Origin of the sequence: Mycetohabitans sp. B8, assembly GCF_021991875.1 — a bacterium.
Classification (GTDB): Bacteria; Pseudomonadota; Gammaproteobacteria; order Burkholderiales; family Burkholderiaceae; genus Mycetohabitans.
On sequence record NZ_JAHLKR010000014.1, the window covers coordinates 36,141 to 53,630 of the forward strand.

A 17,490-nucleotide genomic window follows, 5' to 3' on the forward strand; every position below is an offset into this window, starting at 1 on the left:
AAGCATGCGATCGTATCAGCGCATGCGGCAGCGCCGGCGTGCGTATCGACATCGCCCACACGGGCCAGGCTCGACCCAGCCGGCGCCAGCGGCCGTCCACCCGATCGACCGCGAGCGCATCGCAAGCGTGTACGGATTGACGCCCCATTGCAGCACGCCAACGCCCGCGTGCCATGCCAGGCCGATACACGACAATGCGACATCGACGATCGACGTGTCGAGTTGGACGACGACCCATTCGACGCACGTCGTCAACGCGACCCGCGTCGCACTCGCGCTGCGCTTCGTTGGGTGATCCGTCGCATGGACGGGCACCAGGCAGATCCAGCATCGACCTTCAGATGGATGGGCTAATGACACGGCCTAGCTCACTAACGGCCGTGCCTGCTTGCGCGCGTCGGCCCCTCGCGGTGTGGTGTTATCGTTGCCGCCCGCACCGCGCTCCGGTATGGTGTGCTCATACTCACTGCACCGATGAACGTTGCGCGTGCCCGCAGCGTACCGCAAAATGCCTGATACTACTGAATCCGTCCACGAACCGATCCGCACCGACGTACTGATCATCGGTGCCGGTCCAGTCGGGTTGTTCGCCGCCTTCGAGGCCGGCGTGATCGGACTGACGTGTGAGGTCGTCGACACGCTTGCGCAAATCGGCGGCCAATGCACCGAACTGTATCCGGACAAGCCCATTTTCGATATTCCGGCGATTCCAGTCTGCACCGCGCGCGAACTGGTCGAACGGCTTGCCGAGCAGTGTCACCCGTTCAACGTGCCGATCCATCTGAGCCAGCGCGTGGTCCATGTCGAGCAACGCGAGGACGGCCGCTGGCGCGCTCGCACGGAGCAGCAACTGGAGTTCGATGCCGCGGCGATCCTGATCAGCGCAGGCAATGGCGCGTTCGTGCCGCAACGGCTGGCGCTGCCCGACGCAGCCTCGCTGGAGGGACGCCATCTGCACTACGCGGTGCGCAACCTCAATGACTTCGCGGGTCGGCGCGTGGTCGTGGCAGGCGGCGGCGACTCGGCGCTCGATTGGGCGCTCGCGCTGCGCCACGTCGCCGAGCATGTGACGCTCGTACACCGACGCAACGCGTTTCGTGCGGCGGACTCGACCGTGGAACAGTTGCGCCGCGCCGCTGACGCTGGCGAACTCGATATCGTGACAGGCACGATCGCGGCATTGCGCACCGAGCACGGCGCGTTGCAGGCGGTGGATATCGCGCAGATCGGCGTGCAAACGAGCGTGCCCGCGGAACATGTCATTGCGCTATATGGATTGGTCGCCGATTTGGGACCTATCGCGCAGTGGGGCATGGAGATTCGCGCGGGACGTATCGCAGTGGACACATCCAACTACGAAAGCTCGCGCCCGGGCCTGTTCGCGGTCGGTGACATCGCGATCTACCCAAACAAGCAGAAGCTGATCCTGTCGGGCTTCCACGAGGCCGCGCTGGCGCTGCGCAAGGTATATGGCTATGCGCATCCTGAGCGCAAGCGCGTGCATGTCCACTCCAGCTACGATTCCGCGTTGTCGGAGAAGATCCTCGGCACGCCGGCCGCGTCGGAATAAACACGCGGCGCACCGGTGCTCAAGTGCGCCGTCACCACGCCGTGCATGGGCGTTGCCGCGGCAGCCCGGCCATGCGGTAGCCGAGCCACGCGGTCGCCGCGGTCTGTCGCGACCGGCCATTGTCTGTTCTGCCCCCAGGGACAGCACGGTGAATTCACCGCGCCTTGCCATGCCATGACACCGTGACTGTGCTGGACGGCATCGCATGCACGGTGGCCTACGTCAGGCAGCGGGCCAGATGGAAACGCATTTCGGACTCCTCCGGCTGCGCGCCGCTGGCCGGCTGCGCAACCCTGACAATCGTGCCGCCCGTCGCCGACGGCGTCAGCAGGATGACCCAGTGACCCCGTCCGATGTTCAACTCCGTCATTTCACCGCTGCGTGACGCGCGCGCGTTCGGCAGGCGTTCGCGCAAGCAGGCGCTGACATCGCGCGTGGAGCGCAGCGAAGACACGTAGATCAGCGGCTTATCCTGCGCGAGCGGCGACGCACCGTGTCCGCCGTTTGTCGCACTCGAGCATCCGGCCATGCCGAGCACTGTCGCAAATGTGAAACAACTCCGGCGGATCAATACGCAATGGGAGGGTTGTCGCATAAGGCTGTTCCTAAAACTTTCTTTTTACGGCATAATCCGAAACGTCGAAATCCTTGACTTCCTTAAAAAGGAAACTTCTTCGCAATCGACACCGCGGTTCCGAGACGTTATAGGCGATTTGAGCAGACCAGAAGGTCGAACCCGAAAAAAAGCCGGCACGAAGCCGGCTGTGAAGGGCTCTGGCCTTATTCCGAGGGCTTAACCAGAACCTGAGACCAATGCGAGGTGTGCCCCCGCATGGGGCCGTAATTATCGCATATAAAGCACTGACGAGTGGCAAAATCCGCCCGCCAGTGCTAATTCTTCGCAGAATCCGTTGACTGCCTCTGCTTTTAACTCGCGCTGAACGACTCCATTCCGATGCCGGATGCCGAATTGGATGGATTGTCGGGGGCGTTGCGCATGCGTGATTGGATGGAGCGCCATGGGATCGGCGAACGCAAGCCATCCAGTAAGCTGGCCAAGATCCTCGAAATGGGTGATTCGAACGCGCACCGCCCCGAGTTCGTCGCCGTGCATGGCGAACGCGGCTGGTGGGTGCTCGATGCCGCGGTTGCGCTGGCTGGCGTGCCGCATGCAGTCGAGCGGATTGAGATCCGGCCGCGCGCGCTGTACCGGCCCAGCGTCGAACTCGACGACGACGAGCCTTTAGTGAACAGCGGTCTTCGAAAAGCCGTTCATCAACACAACACCGACAACGATGAACCCCATGCCGGTCACCGCTGGCCAATCGAGCCGCTGATCGTAGACGAAGAAAGCCACCAGCGAAATCAATACAATGCCGACTCCCGACCAGATCGCATAGGCAATGCCGACCGGCACCGAACGCAACGTCAACGCCAGGCAATAGAACGCGACCGCGTAGCTGAGCGCGGTAATCACCGACGGCAGCAGCCGCGTGAAACCATCGGACGCCTTGAGCGCCGACGTGCCGATCACTTCGGCGACGATCGCAATCGCGAGATAGAGATAGGCAAGCATAGGAGGACATCATTGCGGCAACGACCCCGATTATACCGATGATCCACATTTGTCTGGCGAGGAACGCGCGGCGCATGGCCGGCCATGACAAGCACCTGCCGCGCTCGAAGCGCGTGCCGGCGTTCACGCGCTTCGGCCATGTTTTCTGCGGTAAGGGTCGAGATGAGGACGATGGCGATGGATGCGCGTTCCACAATAAACCGGGCAGAACGGCGCACGATCCGTGCCGAACCGGGTAAAATCCGGCGCGAACGGGGCGGGCGGCGACAAACTATGCTACCTTTGCGGATATTTTGGCGCGCGCAGTCGCCATAGTGGCGCCCGGACGCGCCATCGCGACTGCACGCAGCCGTCCTCACGTTTTATTGCACATCGAGGAGCTCGTGGGCATCGCCGAATCCATCGAAGTACATCACGCCATGATCAGCCAGCAGGCCGCGTCGGGCAGTTCATTTTATGCCGCGATGCGCATCCTGCCGCGCGCGCAGCGCGAAGGCATGTACGAGATTTATTCGTTCTGCCGCCAGGTCGACGATATCGCGGACAGTGGCGCGCCGCGCGAGAGCCGGCTGGCCGCGCTCGAGCAATGGCGCACCGCGATCGCCGCCTTGTACGCCGGCAATGCAAGCCCGCAGTTGGCCACGCTTGCGCGCGTCGCGCAGCAGTTCTCGCTGCGGCAGGACGATTTCATCACGGTGATCGACGGCATGGAGATGGACGTGGTCGACACTATTGTCACGCCGGATCGCGATACGCTGGACCTGTATTGCGACCGCGTCGCCAGTGCGGTTGGCCGCTTATCGGTGAAGGTTTTCGGGATGCCGGACGACGACGGCCGGCAACTCGCGCACCATCTTGGACGAGCGCTGCAGTTGACCAACATCCTGCGTGACATCGACGAGGATGCCGATATCGGCCGCGTCTACCTGCCGCGCGACGCGCTCGCGGCGGCCGGCATCGCACACCTTACGCCCGACGCGGTCCGCGCCACGTCGCTCGATCGCGCATGTGCGCCACTGGTTGCCCACGCGCGCAAGCACTTTGCGCAAGCCACCACGATCATGGCGCGGCATCCGCGCCGCATGGTCATTGCGCCGCGCATCATGGCGCAAACCTATCACGCGTTATTCAAGCAGTTGGTCCGGCGCGGCTTCGCTGCGCCGCGTGAGCGCGTGCGCGTGTCGCGTGTGCGTCTCATGCTGGCCGTTGCCAGACACTGGCTGTTCTGATCATACGGCCGGCCCGCCGCCGGCCGTACGCCGCACGGCGGAATTGTTGCGAGGAATACGAATGAACATGTTGCATGAACCGTTGAATCCCGACGTCGATGACGCGCGCACCGTGCACACTAGCGCGCCGCCGGCCGAGCGTCTGGAGCAGGCGATCCGCTCGGCGACCAACGCGCTGCTGGACGCTCAACATGACGACGGCCATTGGCTATTCGAGTTGGAAGCTGACGCGACGATCCCGGCCGAGTATGTGTTGATGGTCCATTATCTGGGGGAGACGCCGGACCCTGTACTCGAGGCGAAGATCGGCGCCTACCTGACACGCATCCAGGGCGAACATGGCGGCTGGCCGCTGTTCCACGACGGCGCCTTCGACATGAGCGCCAGCGTCAAAGCCTATTTCGCGCTGAAGATGATCGGCGAACCGCTTGACGCACCGCATATGAAGCGCGCGCGCGATGCGATCCTGGCGCGTGGCGGCGCAGCCAAGAGCAACGTGTTTACGCGTATCCTGCTCGCGCTGTACGGCATACTCGACTGGCGGGCGGTGCCGATGATGCCCGTGGAGATCATGCTGCTGCCGAGATGGTTTCCGTTTCACCTATCGAAAGTGTCGTACTGGGCGCGCACCGTGATCGTGCCGCTACTCGTGCTGCAGGCCAAGCGGCCGCGCGCGCGCAATCCTCGCGGCATTGGCATTGATGAGATTTTCGTCGGTTCGCCACGCAACGTCGGGCCGATATCGAAGGCCCCGCATCAGAGCCAGGGATGGTTTTCGTTCTTCTCGACCATCGACGCGCTGCTGCGCAAGCTCGATCCGTATTTCCCAAAACAATCGCGCCAGAAGGCCATTGACGCCGCGGTGCACTTTGTCGACGAGCGCCTGAACGGCGAGGACGGCCTTGGCGCGATCTTCCCGGCCATGGTCAACTCGGTACTCATGTACGATGTGCTCGGCTATCCACCGGACCATCCGCATCGCGCGATCGCGCGCAAGTCGATCGACAAGTTGCTGGTGGTCCACGACCATGAGGCCTATTGCCAGCCTTGCCTGTCGCCCGTCTGGGACACCGCGCTGACTGCACACGCGCTGCTGGAGACCGGTGAACCGCGCGCGATCGAGCACGCGGCAAAGGGACTGGACTGGCTGTTGCCGCTGCAGGTCCTGGACACCCAAGGCGATTGGATCTCACGTCGCGCAAACGTGCGGCCTGGCGGCTGGGCGTTCCAGTTCGCAAACCCGCATTACCCGGACGTGGACGACACGGCGGTGGTCGCCATGGCAATGGAGCGCGTTGAGCAGCTGCAGGTGCGCAATCGCTATCGCAATGCGATCGACCGGGCCTGCGAGTGGGTGGTCGGCATGCAAAGCCACAACGGCGGCTGGGGCGCGTTTGAGCCGGAAAACACCCATCTATACTTGAACAACATCCCGTTCTCCGATCATGGCGCGCTGCTGGACCCGCCGACCGTGGATGTGTCGGCACGGTGTCTATCGATGCTTGCGCAACTGCCCAGTACGCCGCAGCGGCAGGCTTCGGCTTCGCGCGCGAAGCACTACCTCCTCGCCGAGCAGGAGGATGACGGCAGTTGGTATGGCCGATGGGGCATGAATTACATCTACGGCACCTGGTCCGCGTTGTGCGGCCTGCGCGCCGCCGGCGTCACGCCGGACACGTCGCCGATGCGGCGCGCGGCGCATTGGTTGCGCTCGATCCAAAATCCGGACGGTGGCTGGGGCGAGGACGGCAGCAGCTACAAGCTCGACTACCGTGGCTACGAGCGGGCGCCGAGCACCGCGTCACAGACCGCATGGGCGCTGCTAGCGCTGATGGCGGCGGGCTGCGAACACGACGAATCCGTCGCGCGTGGCATCGCGTATTTGCTGAACACGCAAAACGACGCAGGACTATGGGACGAGGCGCTGTTTACCGCAACCGGATTCCCACGCGTGTTCTACCTGCGCTATCACGGCTACTGCAAGTTCTTCCCGCTGTGGGCGCTCGCACGTTACCGCAATCTCACCGTACGCAATGCATGCACCGTAGCCTGCGGGATGTGATGCATGACGCACCGGTGGTGGTGGTCACCGGCCTCGCCTTCGAGGCCCGGATCGCCGCGGGTCCGGACGTACGCGTAATCTGTCAGCAAAATGCCGGACTAGCGACCTCGCTCGGCGCGATCATCGCGCAGAACCGGTCCTGCTCAGGGCTGGTGAGCTTCGGCACCGCAGGCGCACTGGTGAAATCGTTGCGCCCCGGCGCGTTGCTGGTGGCCCGTTCGGTGCTAGCCGCCGACCCGCGCGTCCTGCGCCAAGCGAGCGCAGCAGCGCGGGACGATGCGATGCTAGTCAACGCGCGGCGCTACGCGAGCGACGAACGATGGTCGCACGCGTTGCTCGAGCGGCTCAACGGCGCGGTCCACGCCGATCTTGCTGGCATCGCGACGCCAGTCATCCAGGCGGCGGACAAGCAGCGACTGCAGCACGCGTGTGGCGCGTGGGCCGCCGACATGGAGTCGCACATCGTCGCGCGCATCGCAAATGAGCGCGGCCTGCCTTTCGTATGCGTGCGCGCGATCGTCGATCCAGCCGAGCGTTCTCTGCCGCCGGCCGCGATCGCAGCGCTCAACGACGACGGGTCAACGAACCTGGGCGCCGTCCTGCGCTCACTGCTCGTCCATCCGGGTCAGTTGTCTGCACTACTGGCGCTCGCGCGCAATGCGCGGGATGCACGTCACGCGCTGGTCGCGGCACGGTGCAGGATCGGTGCGGCTTTCGGTTTTCCGTCCCACGTGGGCGGCCACGTCACGGCAACATCGGCAGACTACTAGCCGACGCCGCCTGCCGCCGCGCGCGCCGACGCCGCCGGCACCCCGCGCCCCAACGACATCACCGTCCAACTCAACGGACATCATCGCCCGGCTCAACGACGCGCCTGCGAGCGGCCTTTCCACATGCCGCCATGGCCACGCCAGTGCTGCAGCGCGGAGTCCAGTGTGAAGCCCGTATACAACGCGGCGACAACCGGCAAGCATGGCCCCCACCAGCGCGAACGACCGTAGAAACGCAACATGGGCAGGTACGCGAAGGCCATCGCCGCCCAGGCCAGCGCGCCCGCCACACGGGCAAGCCCGCTGCCGAACAGAGCTAGCAGCGGCGGCGCGACAAAGGTGACCAGCAGTGACACGATCGTGCCGCACAGCAACCACGGCGAATAGTGCAGCTGCGCATACGCGGTACGCGCGACCATGCGGTGAATCTCGCCCAGATTGTCATACGGCCGCACGCTGCGCGCTCGATGGGTCAGGCCCAGCCAGATCGCACCTTGCGTCTTCATCCGGGCGCCCAGCGCACAGTCATCGATGATCTCATCACGGATCGCCTCGATGCCGCCGGCCGCACGCAAGGCCTCCACCTGCACCAGCATGCATCCGCCCGCCGCAGCCGCCATTGGATGGTCACGCCGGTTAACCCATGAAAACGGATACAGCATCTGGAAGAACAGCACGAAGGCCGGGATCAGCGCGCGCTCGAACCATGCGTCGCAGCGCAGCTTCGCCATCAATGAAACCATGACGCGCCGGTCCACGATCGCGCGCGTGACCAGTTGCCGCACATTATCTGGAGCGTGCTCTATGTCGGCGTCCGTCAACAGCCACCACGCGGGCAGCGGATCGGTGGCGCGCGCGGCCTCAATGCCTTGCCGGACTGCCCAAAGCTTGCCGGTCCAGCCGGCCGGCAGGGGCTCGCCGCGCAGTACCGTGAGCCGCTCGGCGGCGCCCATGGCGCGCGCCGCGTCGCGCGCGACGGCAGCAGTGCCGTCCTCGCTGTGGTCATCAACGACCACGACGCGCACCGACCCCGGGTAGTCCTGCCGCAACAGGCTGCTCACTGTCTGCGCGATCGAAGCGGCCTCGTTGCGCGCCGGAATCACTGCGACGACTGCCGGCCATGCTTTAGGGGTGCCGGTGCCGAGCGAATACCGGTCATCCCGTTCGTGCGCCTGCCAGAATCCGCCACGCGCGACGAGCAGCACGATCCAGATCACCAGCGATAGCGCTGCAATGGCTGTTAGCAAGCTTCACCCCAAGTAGCCGTTGGCGCGAAACCAGTCGAGCGCATCGCGCAAGCCGTCGGTATGGGGGCGGGCGTGATAGCCCAACTCGCGCCGCGCCTTCGCGGAACTGAAAAACATGTGATGGCGCGACATTCGCAACGCATCGACGGTCACGAACGGCTCGCGGCCCGTCCATTGCGCGATGCCTTGCGCCGCCAATGCAATCGGATACAGCGGCCAGCGCGGCAGCTCGAGCGACGGCGGCTTGCGGCCAACCATCCGCGCGATCGCCGCCAGCATCTCGCGCAGCAGCACATCGTCGCCGCCGAGAATATAGCGCTCGCCGATCCGCCCACGGTCCATCGCAAGCAGATGGCCTTGTGCGACATCGTCCACATGCACGAGATTCAAGCCGGTATCAACGAAGGCCGGAATTTTGCCGGTCGCCGCCTCGACAATCATGCGTCCGGTCGGCGTAGGCTTGATGTCACGCGGCCCAATCGGCGTTGACGGGTTCACGATCACCGCCGGCAGCCCTTGCTGCGCGACCATCTGCTCGACGATACGCTCGGCGGCCACCTTGCTGCGCTTGTAGACGCCGATCGTGCTCGCCTCGTCAGCCGGCGTGGTCTCGTCGACCGGACCGGTGACGCCGCTCACGCGCAGTGTCGCGACGCTGCTCGTATAGACGACGCGTTCGACACGCCGACGCAGCGCTGCCTGCATCACGCAGCGGGTTCCGTCGGCGTTGGCACGCATGATTTCATTGCTGTCGCGCGCCCACAGCCGGTAGTCGGCCGCCACGTGGAACAACACATCGACCTGATCGAGCGCGCGCTCAACCGAGGCTGCATCGCGCATATCGCCTTCGGCCAGCTCGATATCCAGGTCGCGCAAGTTGCCGCGCGGGCTGCTCACTCGTACCAGCGCGCGTACACGGAAGCCGCGCGCGAGCGCAGCCCGGGCCAGCGCCGAGCCAACAAAACCGGACGCGCCGGTCACCAGCACACGGACCGACATTACGCTTTGGATTGACGCAATTCGGCCAACTTGATCTCGACGTGCTGCGAGAACACATACTCGGCCGGACGCTGACGATCGAACGAGACGTCCGGCGCGAATGGGCCTTCGGTTTTTACGCCGCGCAGCGACACGCCGAGCGCACGCAACGGATGGGAGATCGTATCGTTCACCGCGGTCGCCTCGTAGCCACTGTGAACCATGCAATCCGCGCACTTCTCATAGTTGCCCGTGCCGTACCGGTCCCAGTCGGTCGTCTCCATCAACTCGCGATAGGTCTTCGTGTAGCCTTCGCCGAGCAGGTAGCACGGCCGCTGCCAGCCGAACACGGTGCGGGTCGGATTGCCCCACGGCGTGCAATGGTACGTGCGGTTGCCGGCGAGGAAATCGAGGAACAGGCTGGACTGGCTGAACGACCACGCCTTGCCGCCCTTGCCACGCCGCAGGATGTCGCGGAACAGGTTCTTGGTCTTTTCGCGATTTAGGAAATGCTGCTGGTCCGGCGCGCGCTCATAGGCATAGCCAGGTGACACGGTGATCCCGTCGATGCCCAGCCGCTTGACCTCATCGAAGAACGTCGCGACCTGCTCCGGCTGTGCGTCATTGAACAACGTGCAATTGATGTTGACACGGAAGCCGCGCGACTTGGCCAACTTGATCGCCGACACGCAACGGTCGTACACGCCCTGCTGGCAGACCGACTTGTCATGCATCTCGCGGTCGCCGTCCAGATGGATCGACCAGACGAAGAAGGGGCTCGGCTGGTAATCGTCGATCTTCTTTTCGAGCAGCAACGCGTTCGTGCACAAGTAGACGAACTTGCGGCGCGCAATGATGCCCTTGACGATCTCGGGCATTTCCTTGTGCAGCAACGGCTCACCGCCGGCAATCGAGACCACCGGCGCCCCGCATTCGTCGACTGCCTCGAGCGCCTCGGCCAACGATACACGCTGATTCAGAATGGGGTCCGGATAGTCAATCTTGCCGCAACCCGAACACGCCAGGTTGCAGCGGAACAGCGGCTCGAGCATCAGCACGAGCGGATAACGCTTGTTGCGCTTCAGTCGCTGCTTGACCAGGTAAGCGCCGACGTACGCGGATTGCAGAAATGGGATGGCCAACTTCGACTCCTTTGCTTCACGCGGTCAGTTCAGCCGGCAGCCTGAACTGGATGTTTTCTTCAATGCCGTCCATGACCGATACGTCAACCGGGCCCAGCCGACGCAGCGCGTCGATCACGTCGTCGACCATCGATTCCGGCGCCGACGCGCCCGCGGTAATCCCGATGGTGCTCGCCCCGCGGACCCACTGTGGATTGAGTTCGCCGCCGTCGGCGAGCAAGTAGCTCGGCACGCCCGATTCGGCACCGATCTCGCGCAGCCGGTTCGAGTTCGAACTGTTGGTTGCGCCGACCACCAGCAGCACATCCGCGCGCTTGCACAACTCGCGCACCGCGGTCTGCCGGTTTTGCGTCGCATAGCAGATGTCCTTCGTATCCGGACCGACAATATCGGTGAAGCGCCGCTTCAACGCCGCAATGATGCCGCGCGTCTCGTCAACCGACAGCGTCGTCTGAGTCACGTAAGAGACGGGTGTGTCAACCGGGATGTCGAGTCGCTCGACGTCCGCCTCGGTCTGCACCAGCGACACCGGCCCATCGATCTGCCCCATCGTGCCAAGAATCTCCGGGTGGCCGGCGTGGCCAATCAGGATCACTTGACGGCCGCTTTTCAGATAATTCTTGCCCTGCAGATGCACCTTGGTCACGAGCGGACAGGTCGCATTGAGCACGCGCAGGCCCCGCGCCTGCGCCTCGTCTTCGACCGCTTTTGCGACGCCATGCGCGCTGAAGATCGTCACCGCCCTGGGCGGCGCCTCGGACAGCTCATCGATGAAACGCGCGCCCTTGGCCTTCAGCGATTCCACCACATGTCGATTGTGAACAATTTCGTGGCGCACATAAACAGGGGCACCGTATTTCTGCAACGCGCGCTCGACAATTTCGATCGCGCGAACCACGCCGGCGCAAAACCCGCGGGGTTGAGCAAGAATGACTTGCATAGCGTTCTCCATAGGCGGTGGGCGATTTTAACGCTCAAGGCCAATTCATGCAGGTTCAGCGGCACCGCCTGTTGCAGGAAACGCAACAATTCGCCGCAAACGGCTGGAATTAAAAGATGTTACTGACCGAAGCGCGCATTGTGTGCACTCAGGTACTGGATCAGCCCGTCGATGCCGCCTTGCGCAATCTGGCTCGCGAACTGCTGCTGATAAATCTGGATCAACCACGCGCCCATCATGTCGATGTCGTAAATCCTCCAGCCGTCTCGCCCCTTACCGAGCCGGTAGCCCACATTCATGTCATCGCCGCTGCCTTGCACGCGGGTCTTGACCACCGCATCCGTCCCCTTGGCACTGATCGCCGCTGGCTCGAAGCGAAACCGCACATTCTGGTCGCGGATCTGCGTCAACTGCAGCGCGTACGTATGCACGAGTAGCAGTTGGAACTGCTCGACCAGTTGCTTGCGCTGCTCCGGCGTCGCCTGGTTCCAGGCCGCCGCGCCAACGGCAATACGCGTCGTCCTGGCAAAGTCGGTGTACGGTAGAAACTCACGTTCGACGATCTTGGAGGTCACGTTGACATCGCCACTGCGCGCGGCGGCATCGGCACGCGTCGCCTTGACCACGTTTTCCACCGCGCTGCGCACCGCATCGCTCGGGCTCACGGCACCGCCTTTCGACGTCTGGGCGAGCGCCGTACCGGCCATACCGAATACACACAGCGCCACCACGGAAGACAACCATTTGTTCATCGCAATTTTCCCACGAAATTCATATCGACTGCCTCAAATCCACCTTTTGCCACAATAACCGGCGTTCCGCGGCCGTAGCTTAACGCAACTCGGCTTGCCGCACGGTGGCAAACCGGCGTGCAGGCATGATTCGCGCATCACGGCTGCTGGCGGCGTTTTGTCAAAGCGCGCGCGCCGCACCCAGCAAAGCGCTCGTACCACACCCTGCAAAGCGCTCGCGCCACGCCCTGTATACTCGACGCCGAACCTCGAATTTCAGGCCATCCCCATGCTGACTTCGCTCCTCGCCCGCATCGTGCGTTTTTCGACGCGGCATGCGTACTTCGTCATCGCGGTGTCCATCTTGCTGTGCGCAGCCAGCATGGTGTACATCGCGAAACATTTTGCGATCGATACCGACGTCGCCGGGTTGATCGACCAAAACACGCCGTGGGCGCAGCGCGGCAAGGCGATCGACGACGCGTTCCCGCAGCGGGCCGACGTCACGCTGGCGGTCGTCCAGGCGCCGGCGGCCGAGTTCGCGCAACGCGCGGCAGCCGAGCTGGCCGTGCGGCTCAAATCGGAAACCGCTTACTTCTCGTCCGTGACACGCCCGGACGGCGGCGCGTTCTTCGAGCGTAATGGACTGCTGTTCATGTCGCAGAACGAATTGACCGCGTTGACCGGCAAACTGATCGATGCGCGGCCCCTGCTGAATCGGCTCGCACACGACCCGTCGCTACGCGGCCTATCCAGCCTGCTATCGGTCACGCTACTCACGCCGCTGCAGACCGGCCAGGTCACGCTGCCCGGCATGGCCAAGCTGCTAGGCCGCAGTGCCGACACAATCGACGCGGTGCTCGCCGGACAGCCGGCTGGCCTGTCGTGGAGCGGACTCGTCGCGCCAGACTTGCCCTCGCGCGCGTTCGTGCAAGTGCAGCCGCTGCTCGACTATCGGTCGCTGGAGGCAGGGGCCGCGGCGGCGGCGCGGATCAAGCAGGTGGCAGCCGAGTTGCAGCTGGCGCAGCGTTATGGCGCGAGCGTGCAATTGACCGGCCCACGGCCGCTGGCTGACGAAGAGTTTGGATCGGTCCGCGAAGGCGCGGTACCCAATGCCATCGGGACATTGCTCACAGTACTGGTCATTCTGTGGTTCGCGGTCCGCTCGCGCCGGATGGTGTTCGCCGTGTTCCTGACGCTGCTGGTCGGACTTGCGATCACCGCCGCGCTCGGATTGATGATGGTCGGCGCATTGAACATGATCTCGGTCGCGTTCGCCGTGCTATTCGTGGGGATCGGCGTGGACTTTGGCATTCAGTTCGCCGTACGCTATCGCGAGCAATTCCACCTGTGCGGCAACCTGGAGCGCGCGCTGGAGGGCACCGCGCGCTCGATCGCGATGCCGCTGTCGCTCGCGGCTGCGGCCACCGCCGCGAGCTTTTTCTCGTTTCTGCCGACCGCCTACCGCGGCATATCGGAGCTCGGGCAGATTGCCGGCGTGGGTATTCTGTTCGTCGCGTTGCCGTCCTGCGTAACCTTGCTGCCGGCGCTGATCTCGGTGCTGCGGCCGAACGGGCGCGGCGCAGCGCCCGGATTCAAGTCGTTCGCCCCGCTGGACGAATTCACCGAGCGCCATCGCAACCCGCTCCTGCTTGTCACGCTCGCGCTGGTCGTGGCAGGCTTGCCGCTGCTGACGCAACTGCGCTTTGACTTCAATCCGTTGCATTTGAAAGATCCCAACAGCGAATCGATGCGCACGCTCGCCTCGCTGGCCAGCACGTCCGACACCGGCGTCAACGATGTCCAATTGCTGGCCGCGTCGCTGGGCGACGCGCAGCAGGCCGCCAACAAGCTGCGCGCGCTGCCGGAAGTGGGCCGTGTGGTAACAGCCGCCAGTTTCGTGCCCGACGACCAGCCGCAGAAGCTGGCCATGATCGCCCAGGCGGCACGGCAATTGTTGCCCGTGCTGGAGCAAACGCCATCGGACCCCGCACCCGACGGGGCACGCGTGTCAGCATTGCGCAACGCGGCTGCGATGCTGGAGAATGCGGCACTTGATCATCCAGGGCCCGGTGTAAAGGAGGCCGAACATCTGGCGGCGTCACTGCGTAAGCTGGCGGCGGCGGATGCGGCCACGCGCGATCGTGCCGAACGCGCGATTGCCCAGCCGCTGCAATTGTCGCTCGCGTCGCTGACAAACCTGCTCAAGCCCACTTCGATCACACTGCAGACATTGCCGGCTGAATTGCGTTCGCAATGGGTCACCTCCGACGGACGTGCCCTCGTGCAGATCTCGCCCAAACTGGCCACCAGCATGAATCCCGACGACGATACGAAACTGCGCGCATTCAGTGCGGCCGTGCTGGCCGCCGAACCGCAGGCCATCGGCGGGCCCATCTCGATCTTGCATTCGGCCGACACGATCGTGCACGCGTTCGTGCAGGCCGGCGTGCTGGCGCTAGTGTCGATCACGGTGCTCCTATGGATCGCGCTGCGGCGCCTGGGCGACGTACTGCGTACGCTAGTACCGCTGCTGGTCTCGGCAGTCGTGACGCTCGAGCTGTCGGTCGTGCTGAACCTGCCGCTGAACTTCGCGAACATCATCGCGCTGCCGCTGTTGCTGGGCGTGGGCGTCGCGTTCAAGATCTACTACGTGATGGCATGGCGCGCCGGGGCGACGAAACTGCTGCAGTCCGGATTGACCCAGGCGGTGATTTTGTCGGCCGGGACCACGGCGACCGCGTTCGGCAGCCTGTGGCTGTCGCATCATCCGGGCACCTCGAGCATGGGCGCATTGCTCACACTGTCGCTCGTGTGCACGCTGATCGGCGCGGTGTTCTTCCAGCCGGTGCTGATGGGCAAGCCGCGCGAGCAGGCCGCGCGCAGTACTGCCTCGCGGCGTGCCCACGATAAGCAGCGCGCCGACAAGGCGAAATCACACTAGCGGGTGGTCACGTCGGTTCTCAAGCGGCGGGTGCCGCGTGGCCGATGATGATGCCCCGACCCCACTGTTTGCGCTCGTGCGGCGTTGACGGCAGCGGGCCCAGGACAAACGGCGGCAAACCAGCGCTGTCTTGCTGGGCCGTCGCCGTCGCGCTGCGGGTGGCCAATCCGAAACGCTGAACCATGCCGGCGACCGACATCGTTTCGGATGACGAAGATATTCTGAGCTCTTCAAACGGCGCGGGAATCTGCATGGCCGTGCTGGCACGGGGCGCAACAGACGACGGCAAGCTTAAGTCTGGTCCGTGCTCGGGCGGCAGGGTCGGGGAATCAGGATAAGATCCGGCAGACTGGCTGGCTTGCGCGGGAGATGACACGGGTCGCTCCTTAAATAACAATGCGACCAGCATAACGCAGATATATCGTAGTGCAAATAATCTCCGCGATGCAGCATACCGCAGATCCGCATACACGGTGGGACGCAACGCTCCAGCTAGCATCATGTCGGTGGCCGGCGCCTCCATGCAATGCTAAGCCATCCTTTATGCGACGCCATCCTTGGCTAAACGGCACGCGGATAACTTCCCACCCGGTAGCCGAGCAGTGACGCCAACCGATTGGCCGCAGCAATGTACTGATCTTCTGAAATCGCGCCGTTCGCCTGAAGCGCCTCCAACGCAGACATCGCTTGCTGCGCGTCATCGGCCCCCACCTCGTCGCCCTGTCGCGGCACTGGCGCGATCACCCCGCCAGCCTCCTTGGCCCGCCGGCGCAGCGGCTGGGTCATCCCGTCCGGCAGCAACACCAATTCCGTCAGATTCATCGGTAGCCGGCCATCGACGGCGGCAGCCCTCAACATGGCCTTCAGCGTGCTGTCGGACACCGGGCCGGCCGCCGGCTCGCCGAATACGGGTGCGTACCGGCACACGGCCTCCCGCAGTGCGCGGGTGGAGCGCGGGCACAGGTACTGCCGGATGGTTTCGCGTAGCGTGCTGCGACACGTCGAGCCGACGTTTGAATCAGCTGGCGACGCTATCGCGTGCTCTGCCCGCTGGGCTGCGCGCAACATCGCACGCAGCCGGCCGCGCTCGACGTGCTGCGTCAACGAACGCACCAATGCACGCAAGTCATCCTGGGTTAGCCTGTCCGACGGGCGTGGCTCGCCGCCATTAACGCGCACGTCAGACATGCGCGGTTCGTCCTCATCGGCCAGCACCGCTGGCAGCCGCGGATCGTCGTCATGGCTCGACGCATTCGACTCGAGCCCGAGCTCACTGAGCGGCATGCCGTGTGCGGCCAGGTATTGGGCGGACGGCAACAGCAGCAACGCCTCGCACCGCCGCGCACCGACCGATGTCAGCGGCGACGTCGGCTCAGTTTGCCACACCTGGAGCGAATACCAGGCGCTGTCCGGCCCTATGGCGGCTTCCGTCCATGGCGCATGATAGAGCGGATGCCAGTCAGTATCGAAATGCGCGTCCAACTGTCGCGCCAGGGAGCCGTGCCGCGTTGCGGTGATATCAACGCCGTCAGCCGTGCTCGAGCGGCGGCGTTGCAGCCCCTCAAACATGACGTGCGTGTGCTGCCCCGAAGCGGTGACCGGCGAGCGTTGTAGTGGAGCGTTGGGTTCGTCCAATGGCGACACAACGCGGACCGAACGTATGGATGGTATCGACACCGATTCCTCCGTCGATATTTAAAACGCCGGGAGGATAGCGTCACGTCATCGTTGCCGCGACGCAGAAGCGATGTCGCGGCCAACGCCCGCGAATGCCAACGCCTTATCGGGTTGACCGGCAACGGGCCTATCGCACAAGCATGGCTACGCAGTTCGCTTGTCCTGTGTCCCGCGAACCGGTGAACGGGACAAACGATCGGTGATGCCACGGCGAATCGACGCGGCAATGCCGGCCGCGTCGAGCCCCACTGAGGCAAGCTGCCGCGCGGCATCGCCATGGTCAATGAACGTATCGGGCAAGCCAAGTTGCACCAGCGGCACGAGCTTGCCGTGACACGCCAACGCTTGCGCGACAGCCGAGCCGGCGCCCCCCATCACGCACCCTTCCTCGACGGTCACGAGCAGTTCATGCGTGTCGGCGAGCTGTAGCACAAGCGCCTCGTCCAACGGCTTCACGAAACGCATGTTCGCCACCGTCGCGTCCAACTCCTGCGCCGCCGTCAGACTCGGCGCCAGCATCGAGCCAAACGCCAGAATCGCCACCCGATGGCCGGCCGGCGCATGCGACTGCCGCCGGATCTCCCCCTTGCCCACCGGCACCCCGCTCAGCCGCTTCTGCGTGGC

General features: G+C 64.3%; 17 protein-coding genes. 6 read left to right on the plus strand and 11 right to left on the minus strand.

All coding sequences use genetic code 11. From position 1 onward, the window contains the following. Positions 1–4: 4 nt before the first annotated feature. Positions 5–295, plus strand: a complete 291-nt coding sequence (locus KQH60_RS05885; RefSeq protein ID WP_237575597.1) for a hypothetical protein — start codon at positions 5–7, stop codon at positions 293–295. Between the two features lie 213 nt (positions 296–508). Continuing rightward, positions 509–1,570: an NAD(P)/FAD-dependent oxidoreductase gene (locus KQH60_RS05890; RefSeq protein WP_237575598.1), complete on the plus strand. Its 1,062-nt coding sequence runs from the start codon at positions 509–511 to the stop codon at positions 1,568–1,570. A 217-nt stretch (positions 1,571–1,787) separates the two neighbouring features. On the opposite strand, the gene KQH60_RS05895 is transcribed toward KQH60_RS05890, so the two are convergent. The 3 genes from KQH60_RS05895 to KQH60_RS05905 form a co-directional block, all read right to left on the minus strand. After that, complete coding sequence (locus tag KQH60_RS05895; protein ID WP_237575599.1) at positions 1,788–2,165, minus strand: hypothetical protein; 378 nt, start codon at positions 2,163–2,165, stop codon at positions 1,788–1,790. Between the two features lie 249 nt (positions 2,166–2,414). Continuing rightward, positions 2,415–2,684, minus strand: a complete 270-nt coding sequence (locus tag KQH60_RS05900) for a hypothetical protein (RefSeq protein ID WP_237575600.1) — start codon at positions 2,682–2,684, stop codon at positions 2,415–2,417. A 129-nt stretch (positions 2,685–2,813) separates the two neighbouring features. Beyond that, on the minus strand, positions 2,814–3,146 hold the full coding sequence (locus KQH60_RS05905; protein ID WP_237575601.1) for an SMR family transporter: 333 nt from the start codon (positions 3,144–3,146) through the stop codon (positions 2,814–2,816). 383 nt (positions 3,147–3,529) lie between these two features. Between KQH60_RS05905 and hpnD the strand changes: the two genes are divergently transcribed. The 3 genes from hpnD to KQH60_RS05920 all read left to right on the plus strand — a co-directional run bounded on the left by hpnD (position 3,530) and on the right by KQH60_RS05920 (position 7,207). Next, positions 3,530–4,375 (plus strand): presqualene diphosphate synthase HpnD, encoded by an 846-nt coding sequence (gene hpnD, locus KQH60_RS05910; RefSeq protein WP_237575602.1) that lies wholly within the window; start codon positions 3,530–3,532, stop codon positions 4,373–4,375. A gap of 82 nt (positions 4,376–4,457) precedes the next feature. After that, positions 4,458–6,437 carry a squalene--hopene cyclase gene (gene shc, locus KQH60_RS05915; protein WP_237575613.1) on the plus strand — a complete coding sequence of 660 codons (1,980 nt, stop codon included), beginning with the start codon at positions 4,458–4,460 and terminating at the stop codon, positions 6,435–6,437. Then, positions 6,437–7,207 (plus strand): 5'-methylthioadenosine nucleosidase/S-adenosylhomocysteine nucleosidase, encoded by a 771-nt coding sequence (locus KQH60_RS05920; RefSeq protein WP_237575603.1) that lies wholly within the window; start codon positions 6,437–6,439, stop codon positions 7,205–7,207. The genes shc and KQH60_RS05920 overlap by 1 nt, the downstream gene beginning before the upstream one ends. A 92-nt stretch (positions 7,208–7,299) precedes the next feature. Here the strand turns inward: KQH60_RS05920 and KQH60_RS05925 are convergent, their stop codons facing one another. The 5 genes from KQH60_RS05925 to KQH60_RS05945 all read right to left on the minus strand — a co-directional run bounded on the left by KQH60_RS05925 (position 7,300) and on the right by KQH60_RS05945 (position 12,266). Next, positions 7,300–8,454 (minus strand): glycosyltransferase, encoded by a 1,155-nt coding sequence (locus KQH60_RS05925; RefSeq protein WP_237575604.1) that lies wholly within the window; start codon positions 8,452–8,454, stop codon positions 7,300–7,302. A 3-nt stretch (positions 8,455–8,457) separates the two neighbouring features. Further along, the gene (hpnA, locus tag KQH60_RS05930; protein ID WP_237575605.1) at positions 8,458–9,453 is read right to left on the minus strand and encodes a hopanoid-associated sugar epimerase; all 996 of its coding nucleotides are present in this window, start codon (positions 9,451–9,453) and stop codon (positions 8,458–8,460) included. Next, the gene (gene hpnH, locus KQH60_RS05935) at positions 9,453–10,574 is read right to left on the minus strand and encodes an adenosyl-hopene transferase HpnH (protein WP_237575606.1); all 1,122 of its coding nucleotides are present in this window, start codon (positions 10,572–10,574) and stop codon (positions 9,453–9,455) included. The genes hpnA and hpnH overlap by 1 nt, the downstream gene beginning before the upstream one ends. 16 nt (positions 10,575–10,590) lie before the next feature. After that, positions 10,591–11,514 carry a 4-hydroxy-3-methylbut-2-enyl diphosphate reductase gene (ispH, locus tag KQH60_RS05940; protein WP_237575607.1) on the minus strand — a complete coding sequence of 308 codons (924 nt, stop codon included), beginning with the start codon at positions 11,512–11,514 and terminating at the stop codon, positions 10,591–10,593. A 119-nt stretch (positions 11,515–11,633) separates the two neighbouring features. Next, positions 11,634–12,266, minus strand: a complete 633-nt coding sequence (locus KQH60_RS05945; protein WP_237575608.1) for a phospholipid-binding protein MlaC — start codon at positions 12,264–12,266, stop codon at positions 11,634–11,636. A 268-nt stretch (positions 12,267–12,534) separates the two neighbouring features. Between KQH60_RS05945 and KQH60_RS05950 the strand changes: the two genes are divergently transcribed. Next, positions 12,535–15,189, plus strand: a complete 2,655-nt coding sequence (locus tag KQH60_RS05950) for an MMPL family transporter (RefSeq protein ID WP_237575609.1) — start codon at positions 12,535–12,537, stop codon at positions 15,187–15,189. Positions 15,190–15,208: 19 nt separating this feature from the next. Here the strand turns inward: KQH60_RS05950 and KQH60_RS05955 are convergent, their stop codons facing one another. From KQH60_RS05955 to KQH60_RS05965, 3 genes are all read right to left on the minus strand, one after another. Continuing rightward, positions 15,209–15,565: a hypothetical protein gene (locus tag KQH60_RS05955; protein ID WP_237575610.1), complete on the minus strand. Its 357-nt coding sequence runs from the start codon at positions 15,563–15,565 to the stop codon at positions 15,209–15,211. Between the two features lie 185 nt (positions 15,566–15,750). After that, positions 15,751–16,866 carry a hypothetical protein gene (locus tag KQH60_RS05960; protein WP_237575611.1) on the minus strand — a complete coding sequence of 372 codons (1,116 nt, stop codon included), beginning with the start codon at positions 16,864–16,866 and terminating at the stop codon, positions 15,751–15,753. A 144-nt stretch (positions 16,867–17,010) separates the two neighbouring features. Beyond that, the coding region (locus KQH60_RS05965; RefSeq protein ID WP_304611060.1) for a transketolase C-terminal domain-containing protein at positions 17,011–17,490 on the minus strand (480 nt) is incomplete at its 5' end.

What these genes read in the sequence shown, in the direction of transcription:
- KQH60_RS05905 (WP_237575601.1), bottom strand. Translation starts at nt 3,146, where the DNA reads ATGCTTGCCTATCTCTATCTCGCGATTGCGATCGTCGCCGAAGTGATC.
- KQH60_RS05885 (WP_237575597.1), top strand. Translation starts at nt 5, where the DNA reads ATGCGATCGTATCAGCGCATGCGGCAGCGCCGGCGTGCGTATCGACAT.
- hpnA (WP_237575605.1), bottom strand. Translation starts at nt 9,453, where the DNA reads ATGTCGGTCCGTGTGCTGGTGACCGGCGCGTCCGGTTTTGTTGGCTCG.
- KQH60_RS05900 (WP_237575600.1), bottom strand. Translation starts at nt 2,684, where the DNA reads ATGCACGGCGACGAACTCGGGGCGGTGCGCGTTCGAATCACCCATTTC.
- KQH60_RS05895 (WP_237575599.1), bottom strand. Translation starts at nt 2,165, where the DNA reads ATGCGACAACCCTCCCATTGCGTATTGATCCGCCGGAGTTGTTTCACA.
- KQH60_RS05890 (WP_237575598.1), top strand. Translation starts at nt 509, where the DNA reads ATGCCTGATACTACTGAATCCGTCCACGAACCGATCCGCACCGACGTA.
- KQH60_RS05920 (WP_237575603.1), top strand. Translation starts at nt 6,437, where the DNA reads ATGCATGACGCACCGGTGGTGGTGGTCACCGGCCTCGCCTTCGAGGCC.
- KQH60_RS05945 (WP_237575608.1), bottom strand. Translation starts at nt 12,266, where the DNA reads ATGAACAAATGGTTGTCTTCCGTGGTGGCGCTGTGTGTATTCGGTATG.
- KQH60_RS05950 (WP_237575609.1), top strand. Translation starts at nt 12,535, where the DNA reads ATGCTGACTTCGCTCCTCGCCCGCATCGTGCGTTTTTCGACGCGGCAT.
- ispH (WP_237575607.1), bottom strand. Translation starts at nt 11,514, where the DNA reads ATGCAAGTCATTCTTGCTCAACCCCGCGGGTTTTGCGCCGGCGTGGTT.